General features: G+C 38.3%; 10 protein-coding genes. 6 read left to right on the top strand and 4 right to left on the bottom strand.

Going from position 1 to position 14970, the window contains the following annotated elements:
* The first annotated feature begins 208 nt into the window (after positions 1–208).
* Complete coding sequence (locus BCL90_RS09665) at positions 209–1546, top strand: GH1 family beta-glucosidase (protein WP_121283806.1); 1338 nt, start codon at positions 209–211, stop codon at positions 1544–1546.
* Positions 1547–1600: 54 nt separating this feature from the next.
* Complete coding sequence (locus BCL90_RS09660; protein ID WP_121283805.1) at positions 1601–2032, top strand: putative signal transducing protein; 432 nt, start codon at positions 1601–1603, stop codon at positions 2030–2032.
* 757 nt (positions 2033–2789) lie between these two features.
* On the opposite strand, the gene BCL90_RS09655 is transcribed toward BCL90_RS09660, so the two are convergent.
* From BCL90_RS09655 to BCL90_RS09640, 4 genes are all read right to left on the bottom strand, one after another.
* A complete protein-coding gene (locus BCL90_RS09655) occupies positions 2790–5072 on the bottom strand; it encodes an aconitate hydratase (RefSeq protein WP_121283804.1) in 2283 nt (760 codons plus the stop codon).
* A 191-nt stretch (positions 5073–5263) separates the two neighbouring features.
* Positions 5264–8029 (bottom strand): bifunctional aconitate hydratase 2/2-methylisocitrate dehydratase, encoded by a 2766-nt coding sequence (locus BCL90_RS09650; RefSeq protein WP_121284582.1) that lies wholly within the window; start codon positions 8027–8029, stop codon positions 5264–5266.
* Between the two features lie 333 nt (positions 8030–8362).
* Positions 8363–8992 carry a hypothetical protein gene (locus BCL90_RS09645; RefSeq protein WP_121283803.1) on the bottom strand — a complete coding sequence of 210 codons (630 nt, stop codon included), beginning with the start codon at positions 8990–8992 and terminating at the stop codon, positions 8363–8365.
* Between the two features lie 165 nt (positions 8993–9157).
* A complete protein-coding gene (locus BCL90_RS09640) occupies positions 9158–9835 on the bottom strand; it encodes a polysaccharide deacetylase family protein (protein ID WP_121283802.1) in 678 nt (225 codons plus the stop codon).
* 19 nt (positions 9836–9854) lie between these two features.
* Between BCL90_RS09640 and BCL90_RS09635 the strand changes: the two genes are divergently transcribed.
* From BCL90_RS09635 to BCL90_RS09615, 4 genes are all read left to right on the top strand, one after another.
* Positions 9855–11255 carry a TolC family protein gene (locus BCL90_RS09635; RefSeq protein ID WP_121283801.1) on the top strand — a complete coding sequence of 467 codons (1401 nt, stop codon included), beginning with the start codon at positions 9855–9857 and terminating at the stop codon, positions 11253–11255.
* A 101-nt stretch (positions 11256–11356) separates the two neighbouring features.
* Positions 11357–12697, top strand: a complete 1341-nt coding sequence (locus BCL90_RS09630) for an efflux RND transporter periplasmic adaptor subunit (RefSeq protein ID WP_121283800.1) — start codon at positions 11357–11359, stop codon at positions 12695–12697.
* A 174-nt stretch (positions 12698–12871) separates the two neighbouring features.
* Complete coding sequence (locus BCL90_RS09625) at positions 12872–13870, top strand: NAD(P)H-dependent glycerol-3-phosphate dehydrogenase (RefSeq protein ID WP_244095002.1); 999 nt, start codon at positions 12872–12874, stop codon at positions 13868–13870.
* Positions 13871–14546: 676 nt separating this feature from the next.
* Positions 14547–14891 carry a hypothetical protein gene (locus tag BCL90_RS09615; RefSeq protein WP_121283797.1) on the top strand — a complete coding sequence of 115 codons (345 nt, stop codon included), beginning with the start codon at positions 14547–14549 and terminating at the stop codon, positions 14889–14891.
* Positions 14892–14970: the final 79 nt, after the last annotated feature.

Genomic DNA, 14970 nt, shown 5'->3' with positions numbered 1-14970 from the left:
TATAAAGAAATGTCTATTTTTCATTCAATTTCATTAATCCGTAATTGTTGAATTAATATTTGGTTGTTTTAAGATTTTAAGTTGTTTAATACTATTAAGGGCAGAGGTCTCGTTTTCTTTTTAAAATGATAAGATCTTTAAATTAAAATTTAGCGCTTAATGATTTGTTAATATTAAACTCGCAACTTATGGCAAATAATGGATAACAATGGTTAAGGCAAGCGATTTTGGTCAGGATTTTTTATGGGGGGTGGCTACTGCTGCTGCGCAGATAGAAGGCACAGCAACCCAGTACGGTAAAGGCCCTTCCATTTGGGATACTTTTACGGCAAAAAACGGCAAAATAAAGAAGAGTCACAAATTAGATCCTGCCTGCGATTTTTATCACCGATATACCGAAGATATAGCTTTAGTAAAATTACTAGGCTTTAAAGTTTTTAGGTTTTCTATTGCCTGGTCTAGGATTTTGCCCAGCGGAAGGGGAGAAATAAATCAGGAAGGTATCCGTTTTTACCACAATCTTATTGACGAATGTTTAACACATGGAATTACACCTTATGTTACACTTTATCACTGGGATTTACCGCAGGCACTGGAAGATGAGGGCGGCTGGACAAGCTTTAGCATCAATGCTGCCTTTAATGCCTTTGTGAGCATTTGTGCATTAGAATATGGAGATAAAGTAAAAAACTGGATTGTATTGAACGAGCCTTTTGGTTATACATCATTAGGGTATATGCTTGGTATTCATGCTCCCGGGAAAACAGGTTTGAGCAATTTTTTCCCTGCAGTATTACATACGGCTTTGGCACAGGCAGAAGGTGGTAAAATTTTACGTGCAGAAATTAACAAGGCCAATATTGGCACTACTTTTTCCTGTTCGGAAATTATCCCTAATACACAAAGTGATAGCGATATCCTCACCGCTAAACGCGTAGACTGTCTCATGAACCGTTTGTTTGTAGAACCTACACTAGGCATGGGCTTTCCTACAGCAGATTGGGATGTGTTGGAGAAATTTCAGATCGAATATGGCACCTGGCGACTGCAGGAAAGGATGAAATTTGATTTTGATTTTATCGGACTTCAGAATTACTTTCCTTTAGTAGTTAAGTATAATGCTTTTATTCCGGTAATTCAGGCTTGGGAAGTAAAGGCCAAAAGCCGGAAAAAGCCACACACTGCGATGGGCTGGGAGATTAATGCCGATAGCTTTTATAATATTGTAAAACAGTTTGCTGCTTATCCCAATGTTAAAAATATCATGATTACTGAAAATGGTGCAGCCTATCACGATAAATTGACAGATAAAAGGGTAGAAGATCCGGAACGGATTGAATATTTTAAACTTTACCTGGGCGCGCTGCTAAAACTCAAAAATGAAGGGATAAATATTACTGGCTACATGGCCTGGACACTTATGGATAATTTTGAATGGGCAGAGGGTTTTACAGCAAGGTTTGGACTGGTCTATAACGACTTTAAAACACAAGAGCGTACCATTAAAGATTCGGGCTATTGGTGGAAAGAATTTCTGAAAAGTTAGTTAATCGTTTACTGTTTTCATGTTCATCATTAAACAAATTCTTATGTTTGGAATATGAATGATAGAACAGTAGTGTACAGCACTTATTATAATCCAATGGAGGCCAATATTATTAAAGCTAAATTGGAAGATAGCGGATTTGCCTGTTTCCTGGCCGATGAAAATGTTGCAACACTAAATCCGCTTTACAACCAGGCCATTGGCGGTGTTAAACTCATTGTTTTTGAAAGAGACGTGGAAGCCATCAATGCTTTACTGGCTGAAGACAATAGTTTAGCTTTTGAATCATCAGATCAAGTTGTTGATGAAGAAGCAGCAGATAAAACAGTTTGTGAGAAATGTGGATCTACCAATGTGGGCTATGGAATGGCTACTGATAAAAAATATAGTATTTGGGCAACTATACTTGCTTTTTTAACACTTACTACTCCAATTAAAGCCAATAAATGCAACCATTGTTACGATTGTGGTTATGAGTTTAAGTAGATAAATTTTACATTTTTTGAAGCGCAAGATCAGAGGCAGCTATTAAGGCTTGTTCCCGTTCTTCGCTGTATCCTTACGCTGCGCTTCAGGGATGCCGCTGCGCCCGGGGCTAAAAAGCCTCTTTGCTGCTATTAAGGTGAATTTCCCCTCACAATTGTCATCCTGAGCATAGTGGAAGGACTTTTAAAACGATTTTATGGGATTTAGAATGAAATCTATCTTGATAGATCTCTCCGTTTCGTTGCACTTCAGTCGAGATGACGACTCTTTATTAAAAAAAGCATTTTCGCTATAAAAATTCCCGTTCTGAATTAACAAAACGGGAATTCAATATGTAGACTCTAGGCTTCGGACGTCCGCCTCAAGACTATTACTGTCTTTGCCATCTAAACCCGATATACGCGAATGCTGGTTTTTTTCTAACCAGCAGCAGAATTAGCGGGGCCAGCCCAACCCTAAGAACTATTGTAACTGCTTTCCAAAAAAATAAGGAAACTATTTATTTTATTTTTTGAAGCGCAAAGGCAGGAACCACTATTAAAGTTTGTTCCCGTGCTGCGCTGTATTCTTGCGCTACGCTTCAGGGATGCCGCTGCGTTCGGGGCTAGAAAGTTAATTTTCTGCCATATAGACCCTGAAATAAATTCATGGTGACGCCTCTCATATAATTTGTGTAATGGGTAATTGTAACGAAAAATCCCGGTCTGAATTAACAGAACGGGATTGATATTTTAGACTAAAGACTTCGGACTCAGGACTAACTAAGCCCTGCCTTAGCCGCTGCCTCAGCTCTGATGATATTTAATGCACCACCAGCCTTAAACCATTCAATTTGTTGATCATTATAACTGTGGTTAACCGCAAACTGTTCGGTAGAGCCATCAGAATGATGTAATACCAATGTTAATGGTTTATCTGGAGCAAATTCTGTTAAGCCTAAGATATCGATGGTATCATCTTCTAAAATTTTGTCGTAATCATCTTTATCTGCAAAGGTTAAACCTAACATACCTTGTTTCTTCAGGTTGGTTTCGTGGATACGGGCAAACGATTTTACCAATACCGCGCGAACGCCCAGGTGACGTGGCTCCATGGCTGCATGCTCACGAGATGAACCTTCGCCGTAGTTTTCGTCGCCTACTACAATTGATCCTAAACCAGCAGCTTTATAATCACGTTGGGTAGCCGGAACAGGGCCATATTCGCCAGTTAATTCGTTTTTAACATTATCGGTTTTATCGTTGAAGTAGTTAACTGCACCAATTAACATGTTGTTAGAGATGTTATCCAGGTGACCACGGAATTTTAACCACGGACCAGCCATTGAGATATGATCTGTTGTACATTTACCTTTAGCTTTGATTAAAAGTTTTAATCCTTTAAGGTCTGTGCCTTCCCATGGGGTAAACGGATCTAATAATTGTAAACGGTGTGAGGTTGGAGAAACCAAAACCTGAACTGATGAACCATCAGCTGCTGGTGCCTGGTAACCCGCATCTTCTACAGCGAAACCTTTTGTTGGCAATTCAAAGCCGGTAGGTGGATCTAATTTAACCTGTTCGCCTTTATCGTTAGTTAAGGTATCCGTTAATGGATTAAATCCTAAATTACCCGAAATGGCAATAGCAGCAACCATTTCTGGCGAAGCCACAAAAGCGAAAGTATTAGGGTTGCCATCAGCACGTTTAGCAAAATTCCTGTTAAAAGAGTGTACAATGGTGTTTTTTTCTGCTTTCTCTGCACCTGTACGATCCCACATACCAATACATGGTCCGCAGGCATTGGTAAAGATTGTTGCGTCTAAATCTTCGAAAGTTTTTAAGAAACCATCACGATCTGCCGTGTAACGTACCTGCTCAGATCCAGGGTTGATACCGAAAGCAGATTTGGTTACCAAACCTTTTGCAATTGCCTGGTTGGCAATAGACGCTGCCCTTGATAAATCCTCATAAGAAGAGTTGGTACAAGACCCAATTAAGCCCCACTCCACTTTTAATGGCCAGCCATTTTTCTCTGCCTCAACTTTCATTTGAGAAACCGGAGTAGCTAAATCTGGTGTAAAAGGACCGTTTAAGTAAGGCTCTAAAGTATCTAAATCGATCTCAATAACCTGATCGAAATAATTTTCAGGATCAGCATATACTTCGGCATCGCCGGTTAGGTAAGCCGCAATTTTGTTTGCTTCATCAGCAACTTCATTTCTGCCGGTAGCGCGTAAGTAACGCTCCATGCTCTCGTCGTAACCGAAAGTAGAAGTGGTTGCACCAATTTCGGCACCCATATTACAAATGGTACCTTTTCCGGTACAGCTCATTGAAGTGGCACCATCGCCAAAATATTCTACAATAGCACCGGTACCACCTTTTACAGTCAGAATACCAGCCACTTTAAGGATTACATCTTTGGCTGCAGTCCAGCCATTTAATTTACCGGTTAGTTTTACACCGATTAACTTAGGGAATTTAAGCTCCCAAGGCAAACCTGCCATTACATCACACGCATCAGCACCACCAACACCAATCGCAACCATACCTAAACCACCAGCATTTACTGTGTGCGAGTCGGTACCAATCATCATTCCACCCGGGAAAGCATAATTCTCTAAAACTACCTGGTGGATAATACCAGCCCCTGGTTTCCAGAAACCAATACCGTATTTATTGGATACAGAAGATAAGAAATCAAAAACTTCGGCACTTTCTGTTTTGGCATGTGGTAAATCTATAGCAGCGCCTTCTTTAGCCGTAATCAGGTGATCGCAGTGAACTGTTGAAGGAACTGCAACTTGCGGACGACCCGCTTGCATAAACTGCAATAAAGCCATCTGCGCAGTAGCATCCTGCATCGCTACGCGGTCTGGTGCAAAGTCTACGTAATCAGAACCACGCTTAAACGCCTTTTTAGGATCTCCATCCCAAAGGTGTGCATACAATATTTTTTCAGATAATGTTAAAGGTCTGCCAACAACTTTACGCGCAGCCTCTACGCGGCTACCAAAGTTTGCATACACCTTTTTAATCATGTCTATATCAAAAGCCATACTTTAATTTTTTATAATTATTGTCAATAAGGTACTATCTAAATTAAACAATTTTAAACAGATTTATTTTTGAGATTTGTCATAATATCTTATTTAAAACCATTCTATGCAACTATTCTGCAAAATAAAAGGCTACCAGATCTCTCGGATAGCCTTTTATAAGGTTTAACAAATAATATGTTTTTTTGTTCTTATTGTTTTGTAGAAATAGGAGTAAACTTGGTTAAGTTAATCCCTTCTACTGCCAATTTATATTCTTCAATGCTCGGAATACGACCCAGGATAGCTGAAAGAACCACTACCGGGGTTGAAGCCAGTAAAGACTCTCCTTTTTTACCATCTTTATCTTCTACCACACGACCCTGAAATAAACGGGTCGAAGTAGCCATTACCGTATCGCCTTTAGCCGCTTTCTCCTGGTTACCCATACAAAGGTTACAACCCGGACGCTCTAAATACATGATGTTCTCATATTCGGTACGCGCTGCAGCTTTAGGTAACGCATCGCTGAACTCAAATCCAGAATATCTTTGTAAGTATTCCCAATCACCTTCTGCTTTCAGTTCATCAATGATGTTGTAAGTAGGGGCTGCAACTACCAATGGCGCTTTGAATTCTACTTTACCGGTCTGCGTCTCTATGTTTTTTAACATTTGAGAAACGATTTTCAAGTCATCTTTATGCACCATGCATGAGCCAACGAAACCAAGATCTACTTTTTTATCGCCACCATAATAAGTTAAATCTCTGATGGTATCGTGTGTATAACGTTTAGAAACATCTGCGTTATTCACATCCGGATCGGCAATCATTGGTTCTTCAATTAGATCAAGATCGATTACAACCTCAGCATAATATTTAGCATTATCGTCTGGCATTAAAGCTGGTTTAATACCAGTTTTAATTTCCTCAATACGTTTGTTTGCTTTATTAATCAAACCTTGTAAAACCTGGTTATGGTTGTCCATACCTTTGTCTATCATGATTTGAATACGGTTTTTGGCAATTTCTAACGATTGGATTAAAGTATCGTCCTGCGAAATACAGATAGACGCTTTTGCTTTCATTTCAGCAGTCCAATCGGTAAAGGTAAAGGCCTGATCAGCTAATAAAGTGCCGATATGTACCTCAATGATACGGCCCTGGAATACGTTTTCACCATCAAACTGCTGCAGCATTTGTAATTGCGTCGCATGAACTACATCACGGAAATCCATGTGTTGTTTCATTTCACCTTTGAAGGTTACTTTTACTGACTCCGGAATTGGCATAGAAGCCTCACCTGTTGCCAATGCTAATGCTACTGTACCAGAATCTGCGCCGAATGCCACACCTTTAGACATACGGGTATGCGAGTCGCCACCGATGATGATTGCCCACTCATCAATGGTAATATCGTTTAATACTTTGTGAATAACATCGGTCATCGAATGATATTCCCCTTTAGGGTCGCGGGCAGTAATTACCCCGAAATCATTCATAAACTTCATCAGTTTAGGGATATTTGCCTGTGCTTTTTTGTCCCAAACAGATGCCGTATGGCAACCCGATTGATATGCGCCATCAACAATTGGAGAAATCACTGTAGCAGCCATTGCCTCTAATTCCTGAGCCGTCATTAAACCGGTAGTATCTTGCGAACCTACGATGTTTACTTCAACACGAACATCAGAACCGGCATGTAAAACTTTGCCTTGTGTTAAACCTACAGCATTTCTGTTAAATATTTTCTCTACAGCAGTTAAACCTTGCCCTTCTACAGATACCTCTTTCGCCGGAGCAAATACTGCTGAAACTTCAATGCCTAATGTTTTAGCTGCAAAAGTTTGGATTTTTTTACCAAAAACAATGGCATAAGAACCGCCAGCTTTGATAAATTCCATCTTTTGTGGTGTCAGCGCTTTTGAAATGTCGATCAACTCCTGATCTCCATTATATAATTTTTTGGTTCTGGTATTAATGGTAAGTACCGTGCCCGTTTCTATGGAGTAAACCTGCTCTAAAATTGGCTCGTCATTTTCGTTACGGATAACATTGCCATTCTCATCGGTTTTCTTTACCCAGTTTTTAAGGTCGATACCAATACCACCAGTTACATCAACTGTGGTTAAAAAAATTGGAGAAATACCATTGGTACCACCTACAATTGGCGCGATATTTACAAATGGGATATAAGGGCTGGATCTTTTGCCCGTCCACAGTGCCACATTGTTTACACCCGACATCCGCGAGGAACCTACACCCATGGTGCCTTTTTCAGCTACCAGCATTACACTTTTATCAGGGTGTTCTGCCTGCAATGCTTTAATTTCCTCTTGTGCCTCTGGCGTAATCATACATTTACCATGCAATTCACGATCTGAGCGGGAGTGTGCCTGGTTACCTGGTGACAATAAATCTGTAGAAATATCGCCAATACCAGCAATAAAAGTAACCACTTTAATTTCTTCTGCTACTTCAGGAAGTTTAGTGAAGAATTCAGCCCTGGCATAACTTTCTAATATTTCTTTAGCAATGGCATTGCCATTGTTGTAAGCTTCTTTTAAACGATCGGTATCGGCATCGTACAAGTAAACTTGTGTTTTAAGTACATCAGCGGCTTTATGGGCTTTATCACCATTGTCGGCTAAAGCAATGTCTAATAGTACTTTGATAGAAGATCCACCCTTCATGTGCGATAACAATTCGAAAGCAAAGTCAGGTGTTATTTCTGCAACGATAGTTCCGCCTAAAATAATTTCTTTTAAAAACTCTGCTTTTACACCAGCTGCTCCGGTAGTGCCCGGCAAGGTGTTGTATATGAAAAAATTAACAGCATCTGCCCTGTTAAAATTATTTACATTTTTGATTTGATCAATGATTTCACTTAATAATTCAGCGCCATCAATAGGTTTAGGGTGAAGACCTTGTGCTTTTCTCTCTTCAATCTCCTGGATATAATCGTTATAAATACTCATCTTGGATAGTTTATTCTTTTTGTGATCAGGTTGTGCAATAAAATGTACACCCACTTTTTACAAAAAAAAAGAATACTGCTTTTGTATATTAATTTGCGTTTATTGAGCCAATAGGGCACAATTTTTTGGTTAAAACAAAAATAGCAAAAAACAACCCTTAAATGTAATTTAGGCAGGCGATTGAGTAATTTGGAATTATTCTAAACAACTGCCAAAGGTGTAAATGATAGGCTTTAAAAGCATATTAAATATGAAAACAGAACGTGGATTGATGCTTTTGAATCGCCTGATATTTCCGATAAAAGTAAAGGTTTATCACAGAGCGCTGAATCATTAATCTAAACAGATATTGTTATCAATGTTATAATAAAAACCTAAACTTTTAGCTTTTATATCCCCTGCAATATCAATACTTACCCGATATGGTTCTGTTTTTACCGGGCATTTGTAAAATTTTGTCAAATAAAATTCAAATCCTTTTTTGGTTTTTTTGTAAGATCCACCAATATCCCGGGTGTAGTCAACCTCTAAATTATCGAGTTCGGCGAGTAATAAAGCTTCTTCGAGATTATCTATTTTTCCGATAAATCTGATCAACTGCGTTTTGTTTGTAACCAATTTCACGCTATCGTTTTCAATGTAGGCGATATAAAAATAACCTTCCCACATTTTGAATAAAAATCCTGAATTTGGTTGGTCAAACTTTATATTCATAAAATAAGAAATGTTTCCATGCCCTGTTATAATCTCAGTTTCTGGATGAATTTTGCCACTAAAATCCTGCCGGATGCAGGCCCAGTATTGATAATCTTTGTCCGGTCGTATCCCCTTGATCAGGTTCTCTGTCGAATTTAAACCGGGAGGGATTATTTCAAAACCCTGTTCAATACGAGTATTGCAGGCTATCAGAACCAGGGAAAAAATCAGTAGATAATATTTTATCTTCAGGAGGCCGTTTAGCATATCAGTTTTCAACTGATGATGAAAAAGAACTGATTATTCCATAAGCGTTCATTAACGGACATATTTGTACGATTTTGAACACTTATTTATTTTATAATATGTTAATTCGTTAATATTCAGTTTGTTGATGTGTGTTGTGGGCCTTGGCATAAGATTAGCTTAAGGCTAAAGCGTTGAAAACGTAAAACCTTTTTCAGTAAAATAAGCCAATACTTTGGGAAGTGCGTAAGATAAACGGTCAAATGCTTTTAAACTATCATGAAATACAATTATAGAACCATTTTCGGTATGTTTAATCACATTTTGATAACATTTTTCGGGTGAGAGTTTAGTGTCGAAATCGCCGCTAAGTACATCCCACATTACGATTTTGAGATTTGAGATTTGAGATTTGAGATTTGAGTCAGCTTGTGGATTTTGGGATATTGACTCCGGACTCCGGACTTTGGACTTCAGGCTCAGAATCTGACTTTTCTTGATCCTCCCGTAAGGTGGGCGGAAAAGCTCAGTTTTCGTAAGTTCCTGGCATTTTATTGTGTTTTGAAGGTAGGTTTCATCATCGGTTTTCCAGCCTTTTAAATGATTGAAAGTATGGTTGCCAATGGCATGTCCGTCGGTTTTGACGCGTTCAAAAACTTCGGGGTGTTTAACAATATTATCACCGATGCAAAAAAATGTAGCTTTAGCATTGAAGACTTTTAAAGTTTTTAATACAAAATCTGTAACATTGGCTATGGGTCCATCGTCAAAGGTCAGATAAATAACTTTTTCGGTGCGGGATTTATTCCATAACAGTGATGGATAATACCATTTTAGCAGAAGCGGTGATTTGATCAGGTACATTTAAGTTCAAAGTTAGTAAATGCCTGAACAGATTGAAATTATTAAAGTTGTTTATATAGATTTGAAACAAATTATGAAGATGTTTACCAAGAATAAGTTAATTACCGGATCTGCGTTATTAGTGGCATTAAGTTTTAATCAGCAAATTAAGGCTCAGGAAGTGATCAGCATTCAACAAGCGGTCGAAAACACATTAAAAAACAATCTAAACATCAAACAAGCCGCATTTAATGCCGCGCTTAGCGAAGAAAATGTACGCCAGTCTAAAAATGCTTTATTGCCTACTGTAAATGGTTCTGTTAACCAATCTATGCAGTGGGGAAGGAGCCAGGTAACATCAGGGTTATTTCTAAATACACAAAATTATACCTTAAACCCTAATGTATCTGCGAATGTGCAGGTATTTGGAGGTGGTGCTCAACTGAATCAGATCAGACAGAATAAGTTATTGCTGGCCGTAGATCAAACCAATGTAGACAAAGTAAAAAATGATCTTATTCTGCAGGTGGTAACCGCTTATCTGCAGGTTTTAAATAACCAGGACCAGGTTAAAGCTACGCAGCAACAATTAGACGTAGCTAATTCTACTTTAAAAAGAGAACAGGCCCTTTTGGATGTTGGTAATAAAACTTTAGCCGATATTTCGCAGGCCAAATCGCAGGCTGCAACCGCTGAACTTAATCTAACCAATGCGCAGAATCAGTTGACAATATCCTATTTAACTTTAGGACAATTAATGGAAATTCAGCCGCCAATGACATTTAAGGTACAGCCGCCATTGGTTAACGAATTGAATAACATTCAGAATAATTATGTGCCAAGTGATATTTACAGCCAGGCTTTAAATACTTTTCCCGATATCAAATTGGCAAGTTTAAATACAAAAGCAGCTGAAAAAGCAATTGATGTAGCCAAAGGTAGTTATTACCCTAAAGTTACTTTTGGAGGAGGTTTAGGATCTTTCTATCAGTACCAGTTTGCTTTCCCTGGAAACAGTCCATTTTTTAGTCAACTGTCTGACAACTTCGGTAAATCAATTAATATGGGTATTTCAATTCCTATTTTTAATGGTTTTACCACCAGGTCGACCGTAAGAAAGGCTAAAATAGTATTCGAGCAGCGCAAAACAGATGAGCAAATCTCTAAAAACAACCTGATCAAAGTAATCAATCAGGCTGTTGCCGATTTAAATGCCGCACAAAGCAGGTATTCTTCTACCCAAAATGCTTTTCAGGCACAAAAAGATGCCTTTTATGTTATCGAGCAACGTTATGCTGTTGGTTTAGTAAACTCTTTAGATTACAGTACAGCACAAACCAATAAAAATAAAGCAGAAATAGATTTTATCTTAGCAAAATACGATTTATTGTTCCGTGCCAAAGTAATTGATTACTATTTGGGCAAACAAATTGTTTTTTAAGAAAAAAACTAAAGCTGGAAGTACTAATGCAGTTCAACATTAATAGCTTTTAACTTTCAAACATTACAACTTTAATACAAACAAACGAAATACAATAAATTATGAAACTGAAGCATGTTATTATTACCATAGTTGCTATTGTAGCTTTTCTAGCTATACTTGCGCTAACTGGAGTTATCGGGGGTAATAAAACCGAAAAAGTAACTACAGAAAAAGCATCAGATAAAACTGTTGTGGAAACCGTAACCGCAAGTGGTAAAATACAGCCAGAAACAGAAGTCAAATTAAGTTCTGAGGTATCGGGAGAGGTGGTAGAATTAAAAGTGAAAGAGGGCGATATTGTTAAAGCCGGTCAATTACTTTGTAAAGTGCGTCCGGATGTTTTACAATCGGGATACGAAAGAACAGTAGCTAGTTTTAATGCACAAAAAGCAAGTGTAGCTGCAGCGCAACAACAGCTTGCCCAAAATCAGGCTAATTTTGTGAATGCTGAAGCTACCTACAAACGTAATGTTGAGCTTTTTAATAAAAAAGTAATTTCAGCTTCAGAGTTCGATTCGGCTAAAGCGGCGTTTTTAACCGCTAAAGCAAATTTGGCCAGTGCAAAAGAAAATGTTACCGGCGCCAAATTTACTTTAGAGCAAACTGGTGCAAATGTTAAAGAAGCGGGTGCTAACTTAGCTAAAACCACTATATATGCACCCGTTGATGGTGTGGTTTCTAAATTATCAATTGAGCTTGGCGACCGTATTTTGGGAACTTCGCAAATGGCAGGTACCGAGATTATGCGTATTTCTAATCTTTCATCTATGGAAGTTAATGTTGATGTAAACGAGAACGACATTACCCGCGTTAAAGTTGGCGATAAAGCTTCGATTGAGGTTGACGCATTTTCTGATAAGAAATTCAGAGGTGTGGTTACCGAAATTGCTAGTTCATCAACAGCAGTGGGTACTGCAGTATCAACCTCAGTAGATCAGGTAACCAATTTTTCTGTAAAAATCAGGATTACCGAAGAAATGGAAGGCAAACAACAATCTATTTTCCGTCCGGGCATGTCGGCAACGGTTGATATTGAAAGCGAATCGTTAACCGGATTGGCTATTCCAATCCAGGCGGTGTTTACTGATAATGCAAAATCGGGTGGTAGCAACAATACCCAGGGCAACCAGGAAAATACCGATAAACAGAAATCGAAACTTACCGACAAAAAGGTAAAGCAATATGTTTACACTTACGATGCTAAAAGTAAAAAAGTTAAAAAAACAGAGGTGACAACGGGTATCCAGAACGATCAGTTCATTATTGTAAAATCGGGTGTTAAAGCCGCAGATGAAGTTGTAACTGGTCCTTATTCTGCCATTCAGAACAAATTGAAAGACGGTATGGTTGTAGAAAAAACAGCTAAAGACCAATTGTTTAGCAAAGACGGAAAGAAGTAGTTTATAAATAATAGCAAGAAATAGTAACTTGCGTTGTTTAAGGTGTATTCCTAAGGTTTAGGGTGTAAGATTTAAGGTATAGTGCATTAAGCCTAACCTTAAGCCTTACACCTTTTGCCTTATATCTTTTGAAAAAGAGTTTTACACCTTTTACCTTAAACCTTTTATATAATCATGGTACCTAAAATAGCAATGATAGGGGGCGGAAGCTGGGCTACTGCCATCGTAAAAATGCTTGCAGATAATTTGTCTGAGAAAGAGATTTTTTGGTGGATGCGTAACGAAACAGCCATTGAACACATTAAAAAATTTAAACACAATCCTCACTACCTCAGTTCTGTTGAGCTAAAGCTCAATCAGGACAATATCTCGTCTGATATCAGTTCGATTATAAAATCAGCTGATTTTGTTATTTTAAATGTTCCTGCAGCTTTTTTAAAGGAAACACTGTCTGCTATAACTCCTGAAGATTTAAGAGGTAAGAAAATAGTATCTGCCATTAAGGGAATCGTACCCGAAGATAACCTGATTATCGGCGAATTTTTGAACGAAAAATACAACATCCCTTATCACGATATTCTTGTGGTAAGTGGCCCCTGCCATGCCGAAGAAGTAGCTTTCGAGAAACTTTCTTACCTAACCATTGCCTGTACCGATGTTGATAAAGCGTCCGCATTTGCCTCGATTTTAAATACACGCTACATTAAAACTAATGTTTCTGACGATATTTTCGGTACAGAATACGCTGCGGTTTTAAAGAATATTTACGCCGTAGCAAGTGGCATTTGCCATGGCATAGGTTATGGCGATAACTTTCAGGCCGTGCTCATTAGCAACGCCATACGGGAAATCGAACGTTTTGTAGATTTGGTTCATCCCATTGATCGAGATATTAAAGAATCAGCCTATCTGGGCGATTTGCTCGTAACGGCCTATTCACAGTTCAGCCGCAACCGTACTTTTGGGAACATGGTGGGCAAGGGATATACCGTAAAATCGGCACAGTTAGAAATGAATATGGTAGCCGAAGGTTATTATGCCGCAAAATGTATGCACATCAAAAACCAGGAGTATAATGTAGACATGCCTATCTGTAAGGCTGTGTATAGCATTATTTATGAGAAACGATCGCCACAGATAGAAATGAAGCTATTGGCGGAGAAATTAAACTAAAATTAGCGTAGGTCAATAATTATAGTGATTTTGATTCTTTTGTAAAGCAGGTTTTGTACCCGTCGGTTAGGGCAGTCCTTCTTTCCGCTATTATCTTTTTGTGAGAGCTTAGTGGAAACATTCTTGTTTGTGTGCCAAAAAGGATAACCGCTGCAATAAGGTTTATTTAACAGAGGACAGTGTAAGGAACAATTAACGCTTTGCCTGTTATAGACGTTTCGTATTTTCTTCTTTGCAGTAAAAGTGTTTTATAGCCCCGGGCGCAGCGGCATCCCTGAAGCGAAGCGGAGGGATATAGCGAAGCACGGGAACAAACCTTAATAAATGCCACTGCACTTGCGCTTCAAAAACAAATCTTTATTTTTTATTGAAAAGCAGGCTCATTGCTTTTCGGTTAGTGCAGTCCTTCTTTTCGCTACTATCTTTTTGTGAGGGTTTAGTGGAAACATTCTTGTTTGTGCACCAAAAAGTATAGCCGCTGCAATAAGGTTTATTTAACAAGACGTAGTATAAGGAACAACCAAACTGATTACCCTGCACTTTAAAAAACATCCTGAAAATTACGTTTCCTAATCTCAAAAAATCCTGTAATAACATTTATTAATAAATACTTTGCTATCAAACAAAAGAGGTGGCGAACTGTTATCATTATCAGTTAAATAAAAATATAGCTGTCATGAAAAAGAAATTAGTAATGGGTTTATTATCAATGGCCTTAATTGGCGGTGTAACCCTTAGTGTGAGCGCACAGGAAAAGAAAAAAACTGAGGTAGGTAAAGCAATAGATCATACCGGAAAAGCAATCGGTAAAGGTGCTAAATCGGTAGGGAATAAAACTGCTGAAGTAGCGGTAAAAGGTAGTTCGAAAGTTGCTGATAAAACCTGGAAAGGCAAAATGGCACCAGATGGTTCTGATGTTTATATCAATGCAAAAAATGAGAAATACTATGTAAACTCAAAAGGAGCTAAAATCTGGTTAAAACCTAGTCAGATTAAGACCAGACCAGCATCAAAAAACTAAGTAAAATGCACTATATCATAAAATAAGTTTTCCTAAAAGTTTGTCAACCTTAGGCTCAATTTGTATTGAGCTTGGATAG

It is taken from the genome of Pedobacter alluvionis, assembly GCF_003664035.1.
GTDB lineage: Bacteria > Bacteroidota > Bacteroidia > Sphingobacteriales > Sphingobacteriaceae > Pedobacter > Pedobacter alluvionis.
Note: the sequence above shows the minus strand (reverse complement) of the source record. Positions and strands in the feature narration are given on the sequence as shown.

Coding starts and splice junctions, on each gene's coding strand:
- BCL90_RS09635 (WP_121283801.1), top strand. CDS start 9,855: ATGCCTGAACAGATTGAAATTATTAAAGTTGTTTATATAGATTTGAAA.
- BCL90_RS09615 (WP_121283797.1), top strand. CDS start 14,547: ATGAAAAAGAAATTAGTAATGGGTTTATTATCAATGGCCTTAATTGGC.
- BCL90_RS09650 (WP_121284582.1), bottom strand. CDS start 8,029: ATGAGTATTTATAACGATTATATCCAGGAGATTGAAGAGAGAAAAGCA.
- BCL90_RS09630 (WP_121283800.1), top strand. CDS start 11,357: ATGAAACTGAAGCATGTTATTATTACCATAGTTGCTATTGTAGCTTTT.
- BCL90_RS09655 (WP_121283804.1), bottom strand. CDS start 5,072: ATGGCTTTTGATATAGACATGATTAAAAAGGTGTATGCAAACTTTGGT.
- BCL90_RS09665 (WP_121283806.1), top strand. CDS start 209: ATGGTTAAGGCAAGCGATTTTGGTCAGGATTTTTTATGGGGGGTGGCT.
- BCL90_RS09645 (WP_121283803.1), bottom strand. CDS start 8,992: ATGCTAAACGGCCTCCTGAAGATAAAATATTATCTACTGATTTTTTCC.
- BCL90_RS09625 (WP_244095002.1), top strand. CDS start 12,872: ATGGTACCTAAAATAGCAATGATAGGGGGCGGAAGCTGGGCTACTGCC.
- BCL90_RS09660 (WP_121283805.1), top strand. CDS start 1,601: ATGAATGATAGAACAGTAGTGTACAGCACTTATTATAATCCAATGGAG.
- BCL90_RS09640 (WP_121283802.1), bottom strand. CDS start 9,835: ATGTACCTGATCAAATCACCGCTTCTGCTAAAATGGTATTATCCATCA.